The sequence below is a fragment of the Pantoea sp. Tr-811 genome (assembly GCF_011752535.1).
Lineage (GTDB): Bacteria > Pseudomonadota > Gammaproteobacteria > Pseudomonadales > Pseudomonadaceae > Aquipseudomonas.
In genome coordinates, this window is sequence record NZ_VWXJ01000002.1 from 77,666 (window position 1) to 96,166 (window position 18,501).

The 18,501-nt window shown below is 64.7% G+C and carries 19 protein-coding genes; 12 read left to right on the forward strand and 7 right to left on the reverse strand.

The genetic code is table 11. The annotated features are described in order from the left end of the window. The first annotated feature begins 28 nt into the window (after positions 1-28). From urtB to F3J44_RS02955, 5 genes are all read left to right on the forward strand, one after another. On the forward strand, positions 29-1,516 hold the full coding sequence (gene urtB / locus F3J44_RS02935) for an urea ABC transporter permease subunit UrtB (protein WP_167069340.1): 1,488 nt from the start codon (positions 29-31) through the stop codon (positions 1,514-1,516). Further along, complete coding sequence (urtC, locus tag F3J44_RS02940) at positions 1,516-2,595, forward strand: urea ABC transporter permease subunit UrtC (RefSeq protein WP_167270585.1); 1,080 nt, start codon at positions 1,516-1,518, stop codon at positions 2,593-2,595. Before urtB ends, urtC begins: the two co-directional genes overlap by 1 nt. A 29-nt stretch (positions 2,596-2,624) precedes the next feature. Next, complete coding sequence (gene urtD, locus F3J44_RS02945; protein ID WP_205299682.1) at positions 2,625-3,449, forward strand: urea ABC transporter ATP-binding protein UrtD; 825 nt, start codon at positions 2,625-2,627, stop codon at positions 3,447-3,449. 131 nt (positions 3,450-3,580) lie between these two features. Next, the gene (urtE, locus tag F3J44_RS02950) at positions 3,581-4,279 is read left to right on the forward strand and encodes an urea ABC transporter ATP-binding subunit UrtE (protein ID WP_167270587.1); all 699 of its coding nucleotides are present in this window, start codon (positions 3,581-3,583) and stop codon (positions 4,277-4,279) included. Between the two features lie 31 nt (positions 4,280-4,310). After that, positions 4,311-4,826 (forward strand): GNAT family N-acetyltransferase, encoded by a 516-nt coding sequence (locus F3J44_RS02955; RefSeq protein WP_167270589.1) that lies wholly within the window; start codon positions 4,311-4,313, stop codon positions 4,824-4,826. 100 nt (positions 4,827-4,926) lie between these two features. Here the strand turns inward: F3J44_RS02955 and F3J44_RS02960 are convergent, their stop codons facing one another. Next, positions 4,927-5,232, reverse strand: coding sequence for a chaperone modulator CbpM (locus F3J44_RS02960; RefSeq protein ID WP_167069330.1), 306 nt, complete (start codon positions 5,230-5,232; stop codon positions 4,927-4,929). 2 nt (positions 5,233-5,234) lie between these two features. After that, complete coding sequence (gene cbpA / locus F3J44_RS02965) at positions 5,235-6,200, reverse strand: curved DNA-binding protein (RefSeq protein WP_167069328.1); 966 nt, start codon at positions 6,198-6,200, stop codon at positions 5,235-5,237. Between the two features lie 163 nt (positions 6,201-6,363). Between cbpA and F3J44_RS02970 the strand changes: the two genes are divergently transcribed. Next, positions 6,364-7,635 (forward strand): Hsp70 family protein, encoded by a 1,272-nt coding sequence (locus tag F3J44_RS02970; RefSeq protein ID WP_167270591.1) that lies wholly within the window; start codon positions 6,364-6,366, stop codon positions 7,633-7,635. 110 nt (positions 7,636-7,745) lie between these two features. On the opposite strand, the gene F3J44_RS02975 is transcribed toward F3J44_RS02970, so the two are convergent. Together F3J44_RS02975 and F3J44_RS02980 are read right to left on the reverse strand one after the other, a co-directional pair. Next, entirely contained in the window at positions 7,746-8,753 is a 1,008-nt protein-coding gene (locus F3J44_RS02975; protein WP_167066908.1) for an AI-2E family transporter, read from the reverse strand. 70 nt (positions 8,754-8,823) lie between these two features. After that, positions 8,824-9,117 carry a PsiF family protein gene (locus tag F3J44_RS02980; protein WP_167066911.1) on the reverse strand — a complete coding sequence of 98 codons (294 nt, stop codon included), beginning with the start codon at positions 9,115-9,117 and terminating at the stop codon, positions 8,824-8,826. A gap of 286 nt (positions 9,118-9,403) precedes the next feature. On the opposite strand from F3J44_RS02980, the gene F3J44_RS02985 reads away from it, so the two are divergent. Next, the gene (locus F3J44_RS02985) at positions 9,404-10,276 is read left to right on the forward strand and encodes a DMT family transporter (protein ID WP_167270593.1); all 873 of its coding nucleotides are present in this window, start codon (positions 9,404-9,406) and stop codon (positions 10,274-10,276) included. On the opposite strand, the gene F3J44_RS02990 is transcribed toward F3J44_RS02985, so the two are convergent. Then, positions 10,273-11,163, reverse strand: coding sequence for a triacylglycerol lipase (locus tag F3J44_RS02990; protein ID WP_167066917.1), 891 nt, complete (start codon positions 11,161-11,163; stop codon positions 10,273-10,275). The genes F3J44_RS02985 and F3J44_RS02990 overlap by 4 nt on opposite strands. Positions 11,164-11,288: 125 nt before the next feature. On the opposite strand from F3J44_RS02990, the gene osmE reads away from it, so the two are divergent. Beyond that, positions 11,289-11,630, forward strand: coding sequence for an osmotically-inducible lipoprotein OsmE (osmE, locus tag F3J44_RS02995; protein ID WP_167066920.1), 342 nt, complete (start codon positions 11,289-11,291; stop codon positions 11,628-11,630). A 48-nt stretch (positions 11,631-11,678) separates the two neighbouring features. Beyond that, positions 11,679-12,209 (forward strand): bacterioferritin, encoded by a 531-nt coding sequence (locus F3J44_RS03000; RefSeq protein WP_167066923.1) that lies wholly within the window; start codon positions 11,679-11,681, stop codon positions 12,207-12,209. 95 nt (positions 12,210-12,304) lie between these two features. Here F3J44_RS03000 and F3J44_RS03005 read toward each other — a convergent pair whose 3' ends face one another. Then, complete coding sequence (locus F3J44_RS03005; RefSeq protein WP_167270595.1) at positions 12,305-14,371, reverse strand: AsmA family protein; 2,067 nt, start codon at positions 14,369-14,371, stop codon at positions 12,305-12,307. Between the two features lie 340 nt (positions 14,372-14,711). Between F3J44_RS03005 and F3J44_RS03010 the strand changes: the two genes are divergently transcribed. The 3 genes from F3J44_RS03010 to F3J44_RS03020 all read left to right on the forward strand — a co-directional run bounded on the left by F3J44_RS03010 (position 14,712) and on the right by F3J44_RS03020 (position 17,099). Further along, complete coding sequence (locus F3J44_RS03010) at positions 14,712-15,119, forward strand: phage infection protein (protein ID WP_167270597.1); 408 nt, start codon at positions 14,712-14,714, stop codon at positions 15,117-15,119. Between the two features lie 122 nt (positions 15,120-15,241). Continuing rightward, positions 15,242-15,874, forward strand: a complete 633-nt coding sequence (locus tag F3J44_RS03015; RefSeq protein ID WP_167066932.1) for a TetR family transcriptional regulator — start codon at positions 15,242-15,244, stop codon at positions 15,872-15,874. 127 nt (positions 15,875-16,001) lie between these two features. Next, positions 16,002-17,099: an AGE family epimerase/isomerase gene (locus F3J44_RS03020; RefSeq protein WP_167270599.1), complete on the forward strand. Its 1,098-nt coding sequence runs from the start codon at positions 16,002-16,004 to the stop codon at positions 17,097-17,099. 99 nt (positions 17,100-17,198) lie between these two features. Here the strand turns inward: F3J44_RS03020 and F3J44_RS03025 are convergent, their stop codons facing one another. Further along, on the reverse strand, positions 17,199-17,966 hold the full coding sequence (locus F3J44_RS03025; protein WP_167066938.1) for an SDR family oxidoreductase: 768 nt from the start codon (positions 17,964-17,966) through the stop codon (positions 17,199-17,201). Positions 17,967-18,501 lie beyond the last annotated feature (535 nt).

An 18,501-nucleotide genomic window follows, 5' to 3' on the forward strand; every position in this document is an offset into this window, starting at 1 on the left:
TCCACCGCCGATTTTCAGGATTACTCGCATGCTCAGATTCCTGCTCACCCTGCTCCTGCTGATCCCCCTGGCAACCCAGGGCAGCGAGGGCGAATTCTTCCTCAGCGCCAAGCCCGCCGAGCAAGCCCAACTGCTCGAACGCTGGGCGGCGCAACCCGATGCCGCGCGCCTGCCACTGCTGAACAATCTGAGCCAGGGCCGCATCGCCGCCGATGACACGCGCAAGGTGCGCCTGAACAACCGCCTGCGCGGCCTGATCGACAACGCCCTGGCCAGCCACCAGCTGCTCAGCGACGACAGCGCCACGCGTCTGGCCGCTGCCCAGCAACTGCAAAAAAGCGCGCAACCGGCGCAAATGGCGTTCCTCGACCGGCGCTTCGCCAGCGAACCGGATGCCGCCGTGCACGCCGCCCTGGCGCTGGCCCTGGCCAACCTGCAACTGGGCGCCAGCGAGCCGGCAGTACGCCTGGCCGCCGTGCGCCTGCTCGGTGAAACCGGCGACCCACTGGCCCGCACCCGCCTGGAAGCCCTGCTGCAACCGGGCGCGGAAAGCGACCCGGGGGTGCGCACCGCCGCCGAAACCAGCCTGGCCCAGGTCAAGCGCAAGCTGCTGGTGGGCGAGCTGCTCGGCCAGGCCTTCAGCGGCCTGTCGCTGGGTTCGATCTTGCTGCTGGCGGCGCTGGGCCTGGCGATCACCTTCGGCCTGCTCGGGGTAATCAACATGGCCCACGGCGAAATGCTCATGCTCGGCGCCTACAGCACCTACATGGTTCAGGTTCTGGTGCAGCGCCATGCCCCCGGCGCCATCGAGTTCTACCCGCTGATCGCCCTGCCGGTGGCCTTTGCCGTCAGCGCCGGGGTGGGCATGGTGCTGGAGCGCACGGTGATCCGCCACCTCTACGGCCGCCCGCTGGAAACCCTGCTGGCCACCTGGGGCATCAGCCTGATCCTGATCCAGGCCATCCGCCTGCTGTTCGGCGCGCAGAACGTCGAGGTCAGCAACCCGGCCTGGTTGTCTGGCGGCATCCAGCTGCTGCCCAACCTGGTGCTGCCGTACAACCGCCTGGTGATCATCGGCTTCGCCCTGGCCGTGGTACTGCTCACCTGGCTGCTGCTCAACCGCACGCGGCTGGGCCTGAACGTGCGTGCCGTCACCCAGAACCGCAACATGGCGGCGTGCTGCGGGGTTTCCACCGGGCGCGTCGACATGCTTGCCTTCGGCCTCGGCTCGGGCATCGCCGGGCTCGGTGGCGTGGCCTTGAGCCAGGTCGGCAACGTGGGCCCGGACCTGGGCCAGAGCTACATCATCGACTCGTTCCTGGTGGTGGTGCTCGGCGGCGTCGGGCAACTGGCCGGCAGCCTCTGGGCGGCCTTTGGCCTTGGTATCGCCAACAAGCTGCTGGAGCCGCAGATCGGCGCCGTGCTCGGCAAGATCCTCATCCTTGCGTTGGTCATTCTGTTCATCCAGAAGCGCCCGCAAGGCCTGTTCGCCCTCAAGGGACGGGTAATCGACTGATGAACCAGCCACTGCTTGTCACCGCTGCGCAAAAGGCCGGGCCACGCCTGTCGCTGGCCATCGGCACCCTGGTCGTCCTGCTGCTGGTCGCCCTGGCGCTGCTCTCGCTGTTGCCGGCAGGCCACGCCCTGCAGGTGTCGGCCTACACCCTTACCCTGGTGGGCAAGGTGCTGTGCTACGCCATCGTCGCCCTCGCCCTGGACCTGGTCTGGGGTTATGCCGGGCTGCTGTCGCTGGGCCACGGCCTGTTCTTCGCCCTGGGCGGCTACGCCATGGGCATGTACCTGATGCGCCAGGCGGCCGGCGACGGCCTGCCGGGGTTCATGACGTTCCTGTCGTGGACCGAGCTGCCCTGGTACTGGGCCGGCACCCAGCACTTCGCCTGGGCCCTGTGCCTGGTGGTGCTGGCGCCCGGGCTGCTGGCGCTGGTGTTCGGCTGGTTCGCCTTCCGTTCGCGGATCAAGGGCGTGTACTTCTCGATCATGACCCAGGCCCTGACCTTCGCCGGCATGCTGCTGTTCTTTCGCAACGAGACCGGTTTTGGCGGCAACAACGGTTTCACCAGCTTCCGTACCCTGCTGGGCTTCGACATCGCGGCCCAGGGCACCCGTGCGGTGCTGTTCCTGTTCACCGTTGGCCTGCTGCTGGCCAGCCTCTACTTGTGTTGGCGCCTCACCCAAAGCAAGTTCGGCCGCCTGCTCACCGCTGTGCGTGACGCCGAGAACCGGCTGATGTTCTGCGGCTACGACCCACGTGGCTTCAAGCTGCTGGTGTGGGTGCTCAGCGCCGTGCTATGCGGCCTGGCCGGGGCGCTGTACGTGCCGCAGGTGGGCATCATCAACCCCAGCGAAATGTCGCCGACCAACTCCATCGAGGCGGCGGTATGGGTGGCGTTGGGCGGGCGCGGCACGTTGATTGGCCCGCTGCTTGGCGCAGGCCTGGTCAATGGCATGAAGAGCTGGTTCACCGTGGCCTTCCCGGAGTTCTGGCTGTTCTTCCTTGGCGCGCTGTTTATTCTGGTCACCCTGTACCTGCCCAAGGGCGTGGTCGGCCTGTTGAAAAAAAGGAGCCAGCCATGAGAGGCATCCCCCCGGTGCACCCGGAATTCATGCTGGAGCCGGTGTTCGACCAACTGGGCAGTGGCCGCGATGCGATCGGCCTAGGCTCGCGCCGCAAGGCCGGGCTGGACACCCGCCACGGCACGGTGCTGAGCCTGGAAGACATCAGCGTCAGCTTCGACGGCTTCAAGGCACTCAATGGCCTGAACCTGTACATCGGCGTTGGCGAGCTGCGCTGCATCATCGGCCCCAACGGCGCTGGCAAGACCACGATGATGGACGTGATCACCGGCAAGACCCGCCCCGATACCGGCAGTGCCTTTTTTGGCGACACCCTGGACCTGGCCCGCATGAGCGAATACCAGATTGCCCAGGCCGGCATCGGTCGCAAGTTCCAGAAGCCCACGGTGTTCGAGGCCCTGACGGTGTTCGAAAACCTGGAGCTGGCCTTGAAGGCGGACAAGGGGGTGTGGGCCAGCCTGGCCGCACGCCTGGGTGGCGAGCAGCGCCAGCGCATCGAACAAGTGCTGACCACCCTGCGCCTGCTGCCGCTTGCCCAGCGCCAAGCCGGCCTGCTGTCCCATGGGCAGAAGCAGTTCCTGGAGATCGGCATGCTGCTGGTGCAAGAGCCGCAGCTGCTGTTGCTGGACGAGCCGGTGGCTGGCATGACCGATGCCGAAACCGAGTTCACCGCCGAACTGTTCAAGGGGCTGGCAGGCAAGCATTCGCTGATGGTGGTGGAGCATGACATGGGCTTTGTCGGCAGCATTGCCGACCATGTCACCGTGCTGCACCAGGGCAGCGTGCTGGCCGAGGGGTCGCTTGCCCAGGTGCAGGCCGATGAGCGGGTGGTCGAGGTGTACCTGGGCCGCTGATGCAAGGAAACCTGTGCCGGCCTCTTCGCGGGGCAAGCCCGCTCCTACAAAAAACGCGTACCCCTTGTAGGAGCGGGCTTGCCCCGCGAAAGGGCCGGCCCAGGCAAGGCAACTCTTTCAGGAACACGCACATGCTCAAAATAGACACCCTGCACCAATTCTACGGCGGCAGCCACATCCTGCGCGGCCTGTCCTTCGAAGCCAAGGTCGGCGAAGTCACCTGCCTGCTGGGCCGCAACGGCGTGGGCAAGACCACCCTGCTGCGCTGCCTGATGGGCCTGGTGCCGGCCCGCGAAGGCAGCATCGAATGGGAGGGCAAGCCAATCACCACGCTCAAGCCCCAGCAACGGGTTCACGCCGGCATCGCCTACGTGCCCCAGGGCCGCGAAATCTTCCCGCGCCTGAGCGTCGAGGAAAACCTGTTGATGGGCCTGTCGCGCTTCCCCGCCCGCGAAGCCCGGCAAGTGCCGGCCTTTATCTACGAACTGTTCCCGGTGCTGGAGCAGATGAAACAGCGCCGTGGCGGCGACCTGTCCGGCGGCCAGCAACAACAGCTGGCCATCGGCCGGGCCCTGGCCAGCCGCCCGCGGCTGCTGATTCTCGACGAGCCCACCGAGGGCATCCAACCGTCGGTGATCAAGGAAATCGGCGCGGTGATCCGCCGCCTGGCCGAGCGCGGCGACATGGCGATTCTGCTGGTCGAGCAGTTCTACGACTTCGCCGAGGCACTGGCCGACCAGTACCTGGTGATGGCCCGCGGCGAGATCGTTCAGCGTGGCCGTGGTGAAAACATGCAGGCCGAAGGTGTGCGCGGCCTGGTAACCATTTAACCTGCAACCAACGATCCTGCGAGACGCTGTCATGAGTTACGAAATCCGCGACGCCCTGCCCACCGACGTGCCGGGCATCCTCGACATCTACAACGACGCCGTGCGCAACACCACGGCGATCTGGAACGAAACCCCGGTGGACTTGGGCAACCGCCAGGCGTGGTTCGAAGCCCGCGCGCAGCAGGGCTACCCGATTCTGGTGGCGGTGGATGAAACGGGGGTGCTGGGCTATGCATCGTTTGGCGACTGGCGGCCGTTCGAGGGCTTCCGGCTGACCGTGGAGCACTCGGTGTATGTGCGCGGTGACCAGCGCGGCAAGGGCCTGGGGCCGGTGCTGATGGCGGCGCTGATCGAGCGTGCCCGGGCGTGTGGCAAGCATGTGATGGTCGCGGCCATCGAAAGTGGCAATGCGGCCTCGGTGCGCATTCATGAGCGGCTGGGGTTCGTGGTGACCGGGCAGATGCCGCAGGTGGGGGTGAAGTTCGGGCGTTGGCTGGATTTGACCTTCATGCAATTGGTGCTGAACCCTGGAGCTCAACCTGGCTGAGACTTGTGTTGGATTCTTCGCGGGGCAAGCCCGCTCCTACAGGGGCACGCGATCCCTGTAGGAGCGGGCTTGCCCCGCGAAGAGGCCGGGCCTGCAACCCTCACATCTGGGTAAACCGCCCCAACCGCTGGCGCAACATGCTGTTCTCACTACGCAACTGCTGCACTTCCTGCAACAGCTCCAGCGCCAGCGCCACCCCTTCCCACTCCAGCTCCAGTTCCTGATGCAGCTTCGCCGCACGCTTGGTCACCAGCGGCGCCTGATCGTCGAACAACCAGTCTTCCGGCGTTCGCCCGGAAGGTTCGACAATGCCGTGCTCGACGATTTCGATCACGCAGTCGGCCGACACATCGGCCTCCTGACACAGGGTACGCATGTCCAGTTGAACGATCAGGGTGCTGCTCATGGTCACTTGCTCCAGTGTGTCCTCGGGTCGAACGCGGCTTTCTCGGAAAGCTGGGTCCACAGTTCACGGGTGGCAGCATCGGATGCCGTCGGCATCACCACTTTGAGCTGCGCATACAAATTGCCGCGCTCGCCGTTCTTGTTGGCCAGGCCCCGGCCCGGCACGCGCAGGCGCTGGCCGCTCTGGCTGTCGGGGCGGATGGTCAGGTTGATCTTGCCATCCAGGGTCGGCACCGCCACCTTCGTGCCCAGGGCAGCCTCCCACGGCGCCAGCGGCACGGTGATGATCAGGTCATGGCCTTCCACATCGAACAACGGGTGCGGCGCCATGCGCACGGTCAGGAACAGGTCGCCATTGGCCCCACCGCCCACGCCCGGCGCGCCTTGGCCCTTAAGGCGAATGCGCTCGCCGTCGGTGACGCCGGCCGGAATCTTCACGTTCAGGGTTTTGGTGGTGAACCCGGTGCGCTGGCCAGCGGCGTTGGTTTGCGGCACCTGGAAGCTGATCTGCTTGGATTCCTTGCTCAGGGTTTCTTCCAGGAAGATCGCCAGTTCCAGTTCCACGTCCTGCCCTCGCCTGCCGGCGCTGCGTTGTTGTTGCCGGGCACCGCCGAACGGGTTGCCGCCACGGGCGCCGAAAATCGAGCTGAAGAAGTCGGAGAAGTCGCCGCCTTCGAAACCGCCGCCCGCCCCGCCTGCGCCGGCGCGGCTCTGCCAACCCGGCGGGGCCTGGAACGGCCGGCCATGCTGGCCGCCATACTTGCGGATTTCGTCGAACTCGGCGCGCTTCTGCGCATCGCCCAGCACTTCGTAGGCCTCGTTGGCCTCTTTGAATTTGTCCTCGGCGTCGCGCTCCTTGCTGACGTCAGGGTGATACTTGCGCGCCAGCTTGCGGTACGCGGCCTTGATCGCCTTGTCGTCCGCCGTGGGCTCTACGCCGAGTATCTTGTAGTAGTCTTTGAAGTCCATTGATGGATCACCAGTGTGAATTTTCGCGTTGCTTGTGAAGATAAGGGTCAAGCATAGCCTTTCAAGGTTCGCTTGGGGTTGCCCCGAGGCAGACGATCGGTCTTGATTCTGTAGCCAACTGGCATAAACTGCGCGGCCGTTTTGCCTCCGGAAGCCTTTTCCCATGTCTGACGTATCGCCGGCCCGCGCCCTGGGCATCGACTTCGGCACCTCCAACTCTACGGTCGGCTGGCACCGCCCGGGGGTCGAGTCGCTGATTGCCCTGGAAGACGGCAAGATCACCCTGCCGTCGGTGGTGTTCTTCAACATCGAGGAACGTCGCCCGGTGTATGGCCGCCTGGCGCTGCACGAGTACCTGGAAGGCTACGAAGGCCGCCTGATGCGCTCGCTCAAGAGCCTGCTGGGCTCCAAGCTGATCAAGCACGACACCAGCGTGCTGGGCAGCGCCCTGCCGTTCAAGGACTTGCTGGGCATGTTCATCGGCGAGCTGAAAAAGCGCGGCGAGGCCGCCGCCGGCCGTGAATTCGACCAGGTGGTCCTGGGCCGCCCGGTGTTCTTCGTCGACGAAGACCCAGCCGCCGACCAGGAGGCCGAAGACACCCTGGCCGAGGTGGCGCGCAAGATCGGCTTCAAGGACGTGTCGTTCCAGTACGAACCGATTGCCGCGGCATTCGACTACGAGTCGGGCATCAGCCGTGAAGAGCTGGTGCTGATCGTCGACATCGGCGGCGGTACCTCGGACTTCACCCTGATCCGCCTGTCGCCGGAGCGCCACCAGGTGGCCGAACGGCAAAGCGACATCCTCGCCACCGGCGGCGTGCATATCGGCGGCACCGACTTCGACAAGCAACTGAGCCTGCAGGGCGTGATGCCGCTGTTCGGCTACGGCAGCCGGATGAAAAGCGGTGCGCTGATGCCCACCAGCTACCACCTGAACCTGGCCACCTGGCACACCATCAACGCCCTGTACTCGCAGAAGTCGCAACTGGCGCTGGGCAGCATGCGCTATGACATCGAGGACACCCTGGGCATCGATCGCCTGTTCAAGCTGATCGAGGAGCGTGCCGGGCACTGGCTGGCGATGGAAGTGGAAGCCAGCAAGATCGAGCTGACCGAGCAGGTCAGCCGCCGTGTCGACCTGGGCCGGGTGGAGCGCGACCTTGCGGTAGACCTGACCCGCGTGCTGTTCGAAGAAGCCATCGAAGGCTTGCTGGAGCGGGTGCGTGGCAGCGTCACCGAGTTGCTGGCCAAGGCTGGAGTGAACGCCGACCAGGTCGATACGGTGTTCTTCACCGGCGGTTCCAGCGGGATTCCAGCGCTGCGCAACAGCGTGTCGGCGATGCTGCCCAATGCGCGGCATGTGGAAGGGAATATCTTCGGCAGCATTGGTAGCGGGTTGGCCATTGAGGCGCGCAAGCGTTACGGCGCGGCCTGATCGTTAGTTGAAACCTGGGCCGGCCTCTTCGCGGGGCAAGCCCGCTCCTACAAAAAAACCGGCGCCCTTGTAGGAGCGGGCTTGCCCCGCGAAAGGGCCGGCCCAGGAAACTAAACCAGCTCAGCCCGCCGCAGCTCACTCTTGAGGTAGGCGTAGTACACCGGCCCCGCCACCACCCCCGGCAACCCGAACGCCGCCTCGAACACCAGCATCGCCAGCAACAGCTCCCACGCCTTGGCACTGATCTGCCCACCGACGATCTTGGCGTTGAGGAAGTATTCCACCTTGTGAATCACGATCAGGTAGCCCAGCGCCGCGGCCGCCACCCAGATCGACAGCGACATGCCGACAATGGTGATCAATGTGTTGGACATCAGGTTGCCGATCACCGGCAGCAGCCCAAGCAGGAAGGTCAGCACGATCAGCGTCTTGGTCAGCGGCAGGTGCACGCCGAACAGCGGCATCACCACCGCCAGGAAAATCCCGGTGAAGGCGGTGTTGAGCAGCGAGATCTTGATCTGCGCGAAGACGATGTTGCGAAAGGCTTGCACCAGTAGGTTCAGGCGCTCGAACAGCGCGGCGGCCAATGGCTTGCGCCGAGACACATCGGGAATGCGCTGCAGGGCGATGATCGCGCCGAGGATCATGCCGATCAGCAGCGTCACGAACATGTGCGCCATGCCCTTGCCCACCAGTTGCAGGTCGCTCAGGTGGCTCTTGATCCAGTCGCCGATGGCCACCTTGAACTCCGCCGCACTGGCCGGCAGGTAGCTTTCGATGAACGGCGGCAACTGGCTGCGGGCGCGCTCCACCAGCACCATGAACTTGTCCAGCGACGCGCCGGGGTTTTCGGCTTCGTGCAGCAGGAAGCTGAAGGCACCGGCAATCAGCAGGGTCAATACACTGACCACCAGCACACCCAACAGCGCCACCGCCAACCAGCGCGCACGCTGCCCGGCAATCAACGGCTGCAGGCGTGGGGTGAGCATGTTCACCAGCTCGAACACCAGCAAGCCGGCCAGCAGGCTTGGCAGCAGTTTCAACGGAAGGGCCAGGAGCAGGCCGGCCATGACGATGACCAGGCTGGCCAGGGTGATCTGACGGGGGGTGAAAGTCATACAGCCTCGACGGCAGACAGCGGGAAGACCCGCAGTCTGCCAGCCTTCAGGACACAGGCATAGGCGCAGGTCACTTCTTCTTCAGGCAGTCGCTCATGTAGGCCTTGCGCGCATCGCCCTTGAGCGCCTTGGTGGTGGCGTCGGCGTTGCAGGTTTTCATCTTGTCCTGCTGGGTGGCGGCCTTGGCCGGCTCGGCTTTCTTCAGGCAGGTGCTCATGAAGGCCTTGCGCTCATCGCCCTTGAGGGTTTTGGCGGTGGCGTCGGCGTTGCAGGTTTTCATTTTTTCCTGCTGAGCGGTGGCGGCGAATCCTTGCGCACTGAACAATACAGCCAACACCAGCAGGGGCATTTGCAGCATTTTCATGGAGTGGTCTCCTTTCTCCGCGCCCTGTGCACGGGGGTCAGGCTGAGTGTAGACAAGAATTCTTACAAACCCACCCGGGCCTGGCGCCGGGTAAGCTGAGCGGTAGACGATGGCTTGGGGGATGGCGACAGACCGCCGATAATAGGTGCCATCAAGGCCTTCGCGGGGCAAGCCCGCTCCTACAGGATTACCGCTAGCCTGAAGTATCGGTGAACCCGTAGGAGCGGGCTTGCCCCGCGAAGGGCTGCACAGCAGCCCCAATCCGACTTTCACCCGAGCTCCCCCAATGAACTACCTGTTCCCCCTCACCGCCATCCTCATCTGGGCCGGCAATACCGTGGTCACCAAGCTCTCCGCCGGGGCCATCCACCCCGCCGAGATCGGTTTCTACCGCTGGCTGCTGGCCGGCCTGCTGTTCACCCCGTTCCTGCTGCCAGGGGTGTGGCGCAACCGTGCGGCCATCCGCCCGCACCTGGGCAAGGTGGCCGTGCTTGGCATCCTCGGCATGGCCGTGTACCAGAGCCTGGCCTATTTCGCCGCCAGCATCACCAGCGCCACCAACATGGGCATCATCCTCTCGCTGATGCCCCTGATGTCGCTGGCATTGTCCATCGCCTGGCTGGGCCAGCGCCTGAGCTATGGCGCCCTGGCCGGTGCCATGGTGTCGTTCGTCGGGGTGCTGGAGGTGGTTTCCGCAGGCCAGCCCGCCGTGCTGCTGGAACAAGGCCTGAACCGTGGCGACCTGCTGATGCTGGTGGCCACCCTGGCCTACGCGCTGTACAGCTTCCTGCTGAAGAAATGGCAACTGCGCCTGCCGCCGCTGCAGCTGCTGTACCTGCAAGTACTGGTGGCCATCATCGTGTTGCTGCCGCTGTTCCTGCTGTCGGACAAAACCGGGCTTAACGCCCATAACGCAGGCCTGGTGCTGTATGCCTGCGTCCTGGCCTCGATGATCGCCCCGCTGGTATGGATGCAAGCGGTACACCGCCTGGGGCCCAGCCGCACCACGCTGTTCTTCAACCTGCTGCCGGTGGTGACCGCGCTGATCGCCGCCGCCGTGCTGGATGAACAGCTGGCCAGCTACCACCTGGTCGGCGGCCTGCTGACCCTGGCCGGGGTGGTGCTGGCCGAGCGCTGGACCACCCCGGTACGCCGCTAGAGCCCGGCGGCCCGCAACCGTGCGGCGTGCTCGGTGAACAGCCGCACCGGTTCGGCGCCCTTGCCCACGGCGCCGAGCGACTGGTTGACGATGTCCAGGTGGTCGAGCGGAAAATCATCGCCAATCACCTGGCCCAGGTGCGAGCTGAAGCGCCCGACCATGCCGTCGCACTGGCCCTTCTCCCGCACGAAGCTGCGCGCGAACAGGCGGCAGAAACGGCTACTGCCGTCGAAGCGATTACGCCCTTGGTCGGTGAGGCCTGGCTGCAGGGTGCCGGACCAGGAGTAATAGCGCACGCCATTCACTTCGTAGGCCCCTTCGCCGCCCCAGGTGTCGGGCAACCCCTGTGGATAAGCCAGGTTGAAGCGTGCCACCCCAGCGCTGGTCAAGGACTGGTGCGAGGCGTGCACGTCGATGGGCAAGGGGTCGCGGCGCCAGCCGGTTTCCAGCCACACCAGCACTAGCGCCAGGCCATGCAACAGCGCCTTGAGGATGCGCCCCTGGGGTGAACCGCCGGGGGCGGTGCGTTCAAGGTGGTCGGCCAGCTCCGAGCCATGGTTGGGCCCCGCCACCGAGGTGACCGAGGCGACCCGGTCTGGCCGCTTGGCCGCCGCGTAGCGCGCAGTCAATGCGCCCTGGCTGTGGCCGATGAGGTTGACCTTCGGCGCCCCGGTGCGCTGGCAAATGTCCTCGATGATCGCCAGCAGCTGCTCGCCACGCACCTCACTGGCGTGCAGCGGCGAAACCTGTACCGGGAACACCTGCGCGCCGCCCCGGCGCAAGGCCCTGACAATGCCGAACCAGTACGGGTAGAGCAGCACCCGCACGAAACCAAGCATGCCCGGCACCAGCACCAACGGGTATCGCGTGGCCAATTCCTGCTGCATCGCTTGAGCTCCTTTTCCATGGGCGATGGGCCAACCCTAGCGCCGCTTCGATGACCATCGCAATCGAACTCCCGAGCCGCTGCGTTGTTCCAAACCAGAACAACCCCTGTGCAAGGAGCGGGACCATGTACAAGCAGACCCTGGCAATTCTTCTGGCAAGCGCCGCCCTGGCCGCCTGCAGCAGCCACCCGGAGAACCCGGTGGACCACGTCACCTACCGTGACGAGCCGCTGGTCAAGCAGGTGGAAAATGGCATGACCATGCAGAAGGTCATCGCCATCGGCGGCAGCCCGTCCAACGCCATCGACCTGCCGCACGGGGGCACCTGCAACGACTACATCCTCAACCGCGACGGCCACCAGCAGCCTTACTACGTGCGTTTCGACGCCACCGGCCACGTCGACGCCAAGGGTTTCAAAACCTGCAAGCAACGCGAAGAGGACAGCAAGGCCGCCCACGGCATGTAAGCCTCCCGATCACCCCGCTAACCGTCCTGAACCTGTTTGGAGAGCATCATGAGCAATGTTGAACTGACCGATGTGCAAACCCTGCGCAAGCGCGCCCGCCAGCACGTGGAACAAGGTGCAGTCACCGAGGGCTACCACGCCGACCGCGAGCAGATCCTGCGCCTTTTGAACGAGTCGCTGGCCACGGAGCTTGTCTGCGTGCTGCGCTACAAGCGCCATTACTTCATGGCCAGCGGTATCAAGGCCAGCGTGGCGGCCAGCGAGTTCCTGGAGCATGCCAACCAGGAAGCCGAGCATGCCGACAAGTTGGCTGAACGCATCGTGCAGTTGGGCGGTGAGCCGGACTTCAACCCCGACAACCTGACCAAGAACTCCCATGCCCAGTACGTGGCGGGCAATTCGCTGAAGGAAATGGTGCTTGAGGATTTGGTTGCCGAGCGCATCGCCATCGACAGCTACCGCGAGATCATTCAGTACATCGGCGACAAAGACCCGACCACACGGCGCATTTTCGAAGACATCCTGGCCCAGGAAGAAGAGCACGCGGACGACATGTCCGATCTGCTTCAGGGGCTGTAATCGCTTCGCGAGCTGCGCTCGCTCCTACCACGCCACGCCACATCCCCCCGTAGGAGCGAGCAAAGCTCGCGATGGGCCGCAAAGCGGCCCCGCCGTTATTTCCGACTTTTCACCGCAGCCGGCGCCTTGCCGGCTTTCATCTGCTGCAACAACGGCGTGCATTCATTAGGCTGGTCGCCACTGCTAGGCGCGACCAGCGCCAGCAACCCGGCCGCCGGCCCTGCCACCACGCCCAGCGCCAGCATCCCCGCGCCACGCAACGCCAGCGGCAGCGCCTGTACACCGGCGCTGGGCTTGGCGAACGCGCCCCGCACGTACAGTGGCGAGCGCAACGAGAACAACCTCAGGCCCTTGGATTCCGGGGTGATCTTCAGGTCCAGCTGTTCGCTGGCAAAGTTGGCCGTGCCGTTGATGTAGATGATCGCGTTCTCGGTATCGAAAATGAACAACCGGGTAGTCGCCAGGCCATCCTTGACACCCACGTCCGCTGCCGCGCAGTTGATCTTCACATCTTCATCGCCGAACAGCTTGCCGACCACGTAGTTGCCCACGTTGAGCCCGGCGATCTCCATCAGGCTGCGGCTGATCGCGCCGTCGTTGATCAACATGCGCAAGTTGCCATTGGCCGTGCCCAGCAGCGCCGCCACCGAGTTGCCGCGGCCGCTGATGTCGGCATCGCCGTTGAGCTCGCCAAAGCTGGTTTGCATCGGCGCGAAGCTTGGGAACAGCTGCTTGAGCTTGAAGCCACGTGCGGTCAATTGGGCACGCCCCTGCAACGGCACGTTGCGGCCATCGAGGCGAATGTTGGAGGCCAGGCTGCCACCGGCCACGCCAAAGCGCAGCGGTTCCAGGCGCAGCAAGCCATCGTCGAGAATCACGTGGGCGGAAAGGTCGTTGAACGGCAACTGCTCGCTGTGCACGATCCGCTTGCCGGCGAAGGTGACGTCGGCATCCATGGCGCGCCAGCGCTCGGTGCGGAACTCTTCCACCGGCAGCACCTTGTTCGCCGGTTGCTTGCTGGCGCCTCCGCGGGCCTTCTGCTCGGCGTTGGAGTCGGCGCCAATCAAGGGGGCCAGGTCCTTGAACAGCAGCTGGTTGGACACCAGGTTGCCGCTGAGCTTGGGCCGTGGCTGGCTGGCGACGAAGCCCAGGTCGCCGTGGATGTCACTGTTGCCGATCTTGCCGTTGAAGCCCTGGTAATTGAAGGTCGCGCCCTGGGCGGCATGCAGGTTGGCGCTGAGGCGCCCGTCGGTGGCGTAGGCTGGGGTATCGGGCAAGGTCACGCCGGTGAGCGGGTAGAGGTTGCCCAGGCTCGCCCCGGACAGGCGCAGGCGCAGGTCGAGGGCGCCGAGGTTGCGCGGGTCGGTCAGGGTGCCGGCCAGCACCACATGGGTATCGGCAATGCGCACGTCGGCCTGCAACGGGAACGGCTGCTTGGCATCCTGCAGCGCCAACAGGCCGCCGATCTTGCCGGTGCCGGACACCGGCTGGCCCTTGTAGCGACCGTCGGCCTTGAAGCCGAAGGCGTAGTCCTGGGCACCACCGGCCTTCTCGGCACTGGCCTTGCCGACGATGTCGCTGAACGGAATCGGCTTGCCCAGCGGGTCGACCTGCACCTTCATGCTGGTTTTCAAGGTTTGGTCATCGAAGCTGACATTGCCCTGGTCGAAGCCGATGGCGCCGATGTCCAGCTGCCACTTGGACGGCTCTGCGTTCTCGTCCTTGGGGCCGAAGTCGAAGGTCCAGTTGGCGCGGCCATCGGCCAGGCGGGTGAGGCTGGCGGTAGGCCGGGTCAGGTCGATGCGCGGAATGCTGATCTGCTGCAGCAGCAGCGGCAGCGGCGCCAGGCGAAACTCCACGCGCTCAAGGCCGACCATCTGCGGCTCCTTGAGCCAGTCGGGGTTGCCCAGGGTCAGGTCTTCGGCGATGAAATGCGGCCACGGCACCCAGGCACGCCAGCCGCCCTCCTCCGGCTCGGTGCGCCAGTGCACGGCGAGGTTGCCGTTGATTGCGAACGGCCGGTGCAAGGCCTCGGAAACCTTCTCGTTGAGCAGCGGCTTGACGCGGTTCCAGTCGAAGGTGGCGATGACCACGACCAGGATCGCCAGCAGGGTCAACAGGGTGGCTAAGGTCCAGACAAGGATTCTGGCGGGGCGCGTCATTGCGTGATTCTCCTGACGACATGGCACAAAACGGGCGTAGCGATGGCACTTAGTATCTGGGACTGATGAAAACCCGCAGGGTTTTATCGACAAGGCCCATGATAGCGAAGTTTTCCTGGCGCTTTTCCCAGCTTTTACCTCGACCGCAGCCGTACTACCACTCTCCCGCCCTGGCGGCAAAAAGCCACCAATCAGCCCATGACCACTGTGCTAGAGCCATCGGCAAACGCTATCAATACCGTCGATTGTTACCATTACCCGGATGAACTTCTCTCTGGCGGCGCCGCGCGTAGCATTGGCTTCGTACCCACTTTCCAGCCCCCCAGAGGAGCACCGAACCATGAAACGCACCCTGCTGACCCTGACCCTGTCCATACTTGCCGCCAATGCCTTTGCCCTGCCGGCAGCCGACCAGCACCTGACCGCCGAATCGCGCTCCAGCGCAGCTGAAGTCGCCCAGCCGCTGAAAACCGTTGCCGAAGGTGGCTCGGACCGCTTGATCGAACGCAGTGGCCGTGTCGCCGAAGGTGGCTCCGATCGCCTGATCGAGCGTACTGGCCGCGTTGCCGAGGGTGGCTCGGATCGCCTGATCGAACGTACTGGCCGCGTTGCCGAAGGTGGCTCGGATCGCCTGATCGAACGTACTGGTCGCGTTGCCGAAGGTGGCTCGGATCGCCTGATCGAACGCAGTGGCCGCGTGGCTGAAGGTGGTTCTGATCGCCTGGTCGAAATCAGCCATGTGAGCTGATCGCCATGGCCGAAAAGAACAACCTAAAACACAACGCCTGCTCCCCTCCAAGCCCGGTCCATTGACCGGGCTTCGTTTTTTTATCTAGAGTGCCCAGCCTCATCGTCACAGAATCCCGCCCCATGCTGCCGCGCGCCGAACAGAAGCTACAGACCCGCCAGGCCCTGCTGGACGCTGCCTGCCTGCTCATGCAGAGCGGCCGTGGCTTTGGCAGCATCAGCCTGCGCGAAGTGGCCAAGGCCGCCGGCATCGTGCCCACCGGTTTCTACCGCCATTTCACCGACATGGACGCCCTGGGCCTGGCTCTGGTGGCCGAGGTGGACACCACCTTCCGCCAGACCATCCGCCTGGTGCGGCACAACGAGTTCGAACTGGGCGGCATCACCGATGCGTCGGTGCGCATCTTTCTCGACGTGGTGGCTGCCCACCGTGCCCAGTTCCTGTTCCTGGCCCGCGAGCAATACGGCGGCTCCCTGCCCGTGCGCCAGGCCATTGCCCGCCTGCGCCAGGACATCAGCGACGACCTGGCCACCGACCTTGCCCGCATGAAGCGTTGGCAACACCTGGACAGCGCGGCGCTGGCGGTGATGGCCGACCTGGTGGTGAAGACCGTGTTCGCCACCCTGCCAGAGCTGATCGACAGCCCGGAGGCAGGTTATCCACAGGCGCTGAGCGCGCAGGAAAAGATCACCCAACAGTTGCGCTTCATTTTCGTGGGGGCGCGGCATTGGCAGGGGTTGGGTAACCGGGGCTGATCGCTCGCCTGTGCCGGCCCCTTCGCGTGTGTAGGAGCGGGCTTGCCCCGCGAAGAGGCCGGCACAGGCAACCGAGAACCCCAGTTCTGCTACCATGGCGCCCTGCCCGAATGCGACGAGCGCCCACATGCCCAACCCCCGCCCTACCCCGCCGGAACTGGCCCGCTTCAACCAGCACTTCGCCGACCGTATCGTGCCGCTGTGGCAAGGCCCGGGCTGGAACGCCGAAATGGCGCTGCCCTACGAAGCCCTGGACGCCCAGCACCGCCCACTGCCGGTGCAGCGCTACCGGGCCATGGCCTGCGCCCGTCAGCTCTACCTGTTCAGCAGCCGCATCGAGCAACCGGGCGCTGCCGAGCGGGCGGCGGCGCTGTTCCGCTCGCTGCAGAAGCACTTCCACGACGCCGAGCACGGCGGCTGGTTCTACAGCATCGACGCCAACGGCCAGCCGCTGGACCGGCGCAAGGACCTCTACACCCACGCCTTCATCGTTTTCGCCTGCGCCCATTACCTGGGCAAGGTCGGCGAAGGCCTGGTGGAAGCCACGCTGAACGCCGCCCTGGAAGTGATCGACGAGCAGTTCGCCCGGGATGATGGCCTGTATGAAGCCAGCCTGGGCGAAGACTGGGCCGACCTTGGCAGCGGCCCGCTGCAGAACCCGCAGATGCACCTGGCCGAGGCCTTCCTGCAAGTGCTGGCGGTGCGCGAGGACGAGCACGTGCAGCAGTCGTTGCTGCAACTGTGCACAGCCCTGCAAGCACACTTCATCGAGCCGCAGCACGGGCTGATGCTGGAAAAACCGCGCGGGGCTGTGGATAACTGGTTCGAACCGGGGCACCAGTTCGAGTGGTTCTACCTGCTGGAGACGTCGCCACTGCTGCGCGGTACGGCGCTGCATGGGTCTATCGACCGGGCGTTCGGCTATGCCGAGCAGTGCGGGGTAAGGAACGGCGCGGTGCTGGCGATGCTCGATGTGGACGGCACGGTGCTCGATGCCACCCAGCGGGTGTGGGCGCAGGCGGAGTACCTGCGGGCGTTGGTGTTGCGCCCGGGGCATGAACAAAGGCTGCACACCCAGTTGAAGGCGATGGAGCAGCAGTTCCTGCACGAAGGCGGCTGGCATGAGTGCCGGGATGGCGAGGGGGCGGTGAGCCGGCATGACATGCCATCGACTACGCCTTATCACCTGGCGACCTGCCTGGAAGGGTTGCAGCGCCTGGGCTGACGCCTTCGCGAGCTTTGCTCGCTCCTACAAGGTCAGTGCTGTCCCTGTAGGAGCGAGCAAAGCTCGCGATGGGCCGCAAAGCGGCCCCAATTACAGCAATTAGCCGTTGTTCGAACGGTCGATCGACAATCCCGCAAAATCCTGGCGCACCGGCATCAGCTCAAGGCTGTTGATGTTGATGTGCGCCGGCTGGTTGAGAATCCAGAAAATGGTCTCGGCAATGTCCTGCGGCTGGATCGGCTCGGCGCCCGCATAGGTGGCGTCATACTTGGCCTGGTCACCGCCGTGGCGCACCAGCGAGAATTCGCTTTCACACAGCCCCGGCTCGATGTTGCTCACCCGCACGCCAGTGCCGCGCAGGTCGCAGCGCAGGCTCAGCGAGAACTGGCCAACAAAGGCCTTGGTGCCGCCATAGACGTTGCTGCCCGGGTACGGGTAATTGCCCGCCACGGAGCCCACGTTGAGGATCGACGCACCACGGCCGTGGGCGATCAGGCGTGGCAGCAGCAAGCGGGTGGTGAACATCAGGCCCTTGATGTTGGTGTCGACCATGGTTTCCCAGTCGTCCAGGCTGCAGTTCTGCGCCGCGTCCACACCCAGGGCCAGGCCCGCGTTGTTGACCAGGCCGCGCAGCTTGTCGAAGCCGGCCGGCAGGGTGGCGATGGCTTGCTCCATGGCCTTGCGGTCACGCACATCGAGCACCAGGCCGTGCACCTCGGTCTTGGCCGACAGTTCGGCGCACAGGGCGTCCAGGCGTTCCTTGCGGCGACCAGTGAGCACCAGCTTCCAGCCGGCGTCGGCAAAGCGGCGGGCAGTGGCCTCACCGAAACCGGAAGTTGCGCCAGTGATGAATACGGTGGACGTCATGCTCTGTTTCCTCACGGTGGATTGTATTCGGCAGCTTTGCAGCATGCCCGCCCCAGGCCTTGGCAGCAAGCCATTCGGGCAGCTGTTCATTTTTTGTTCATATGCCGCAAACCCTTGCTGTAGAGGGCTCAACGCCAGCTATGCGCACGTTATCCACAGGGCTTTCCCCACGGATTGGGGGCAACTTGCCCGCCACGCGGAACCCTTTCAGCGAAATACAGTCGGTGGATATCTTCAGGTGATGGCGCAACGCTTTCAAGGATGCCGCCTGCAGCGGTCTGTCCAAGGCTTTTTCACAGAGTTATCCACAGCTTGCAAAGTGCCAGACGGCACGTCCCAGCTGTGCAGAAAATCCTATGAAAATCATCCACAAGGGGCAACTGATCAAAATATGAACAGCGCCTTGCAGGCCTTTGAATTAGCGGGTTTGAGCGAGGTGCCACCATGTTTTCCACAGGCGGTTCCACATTAATCGTGGAAAAGATTCAACCTGTGGAAACAAGGGCTTGCGAAGGGATCGTCGAGTGCGTCGAGA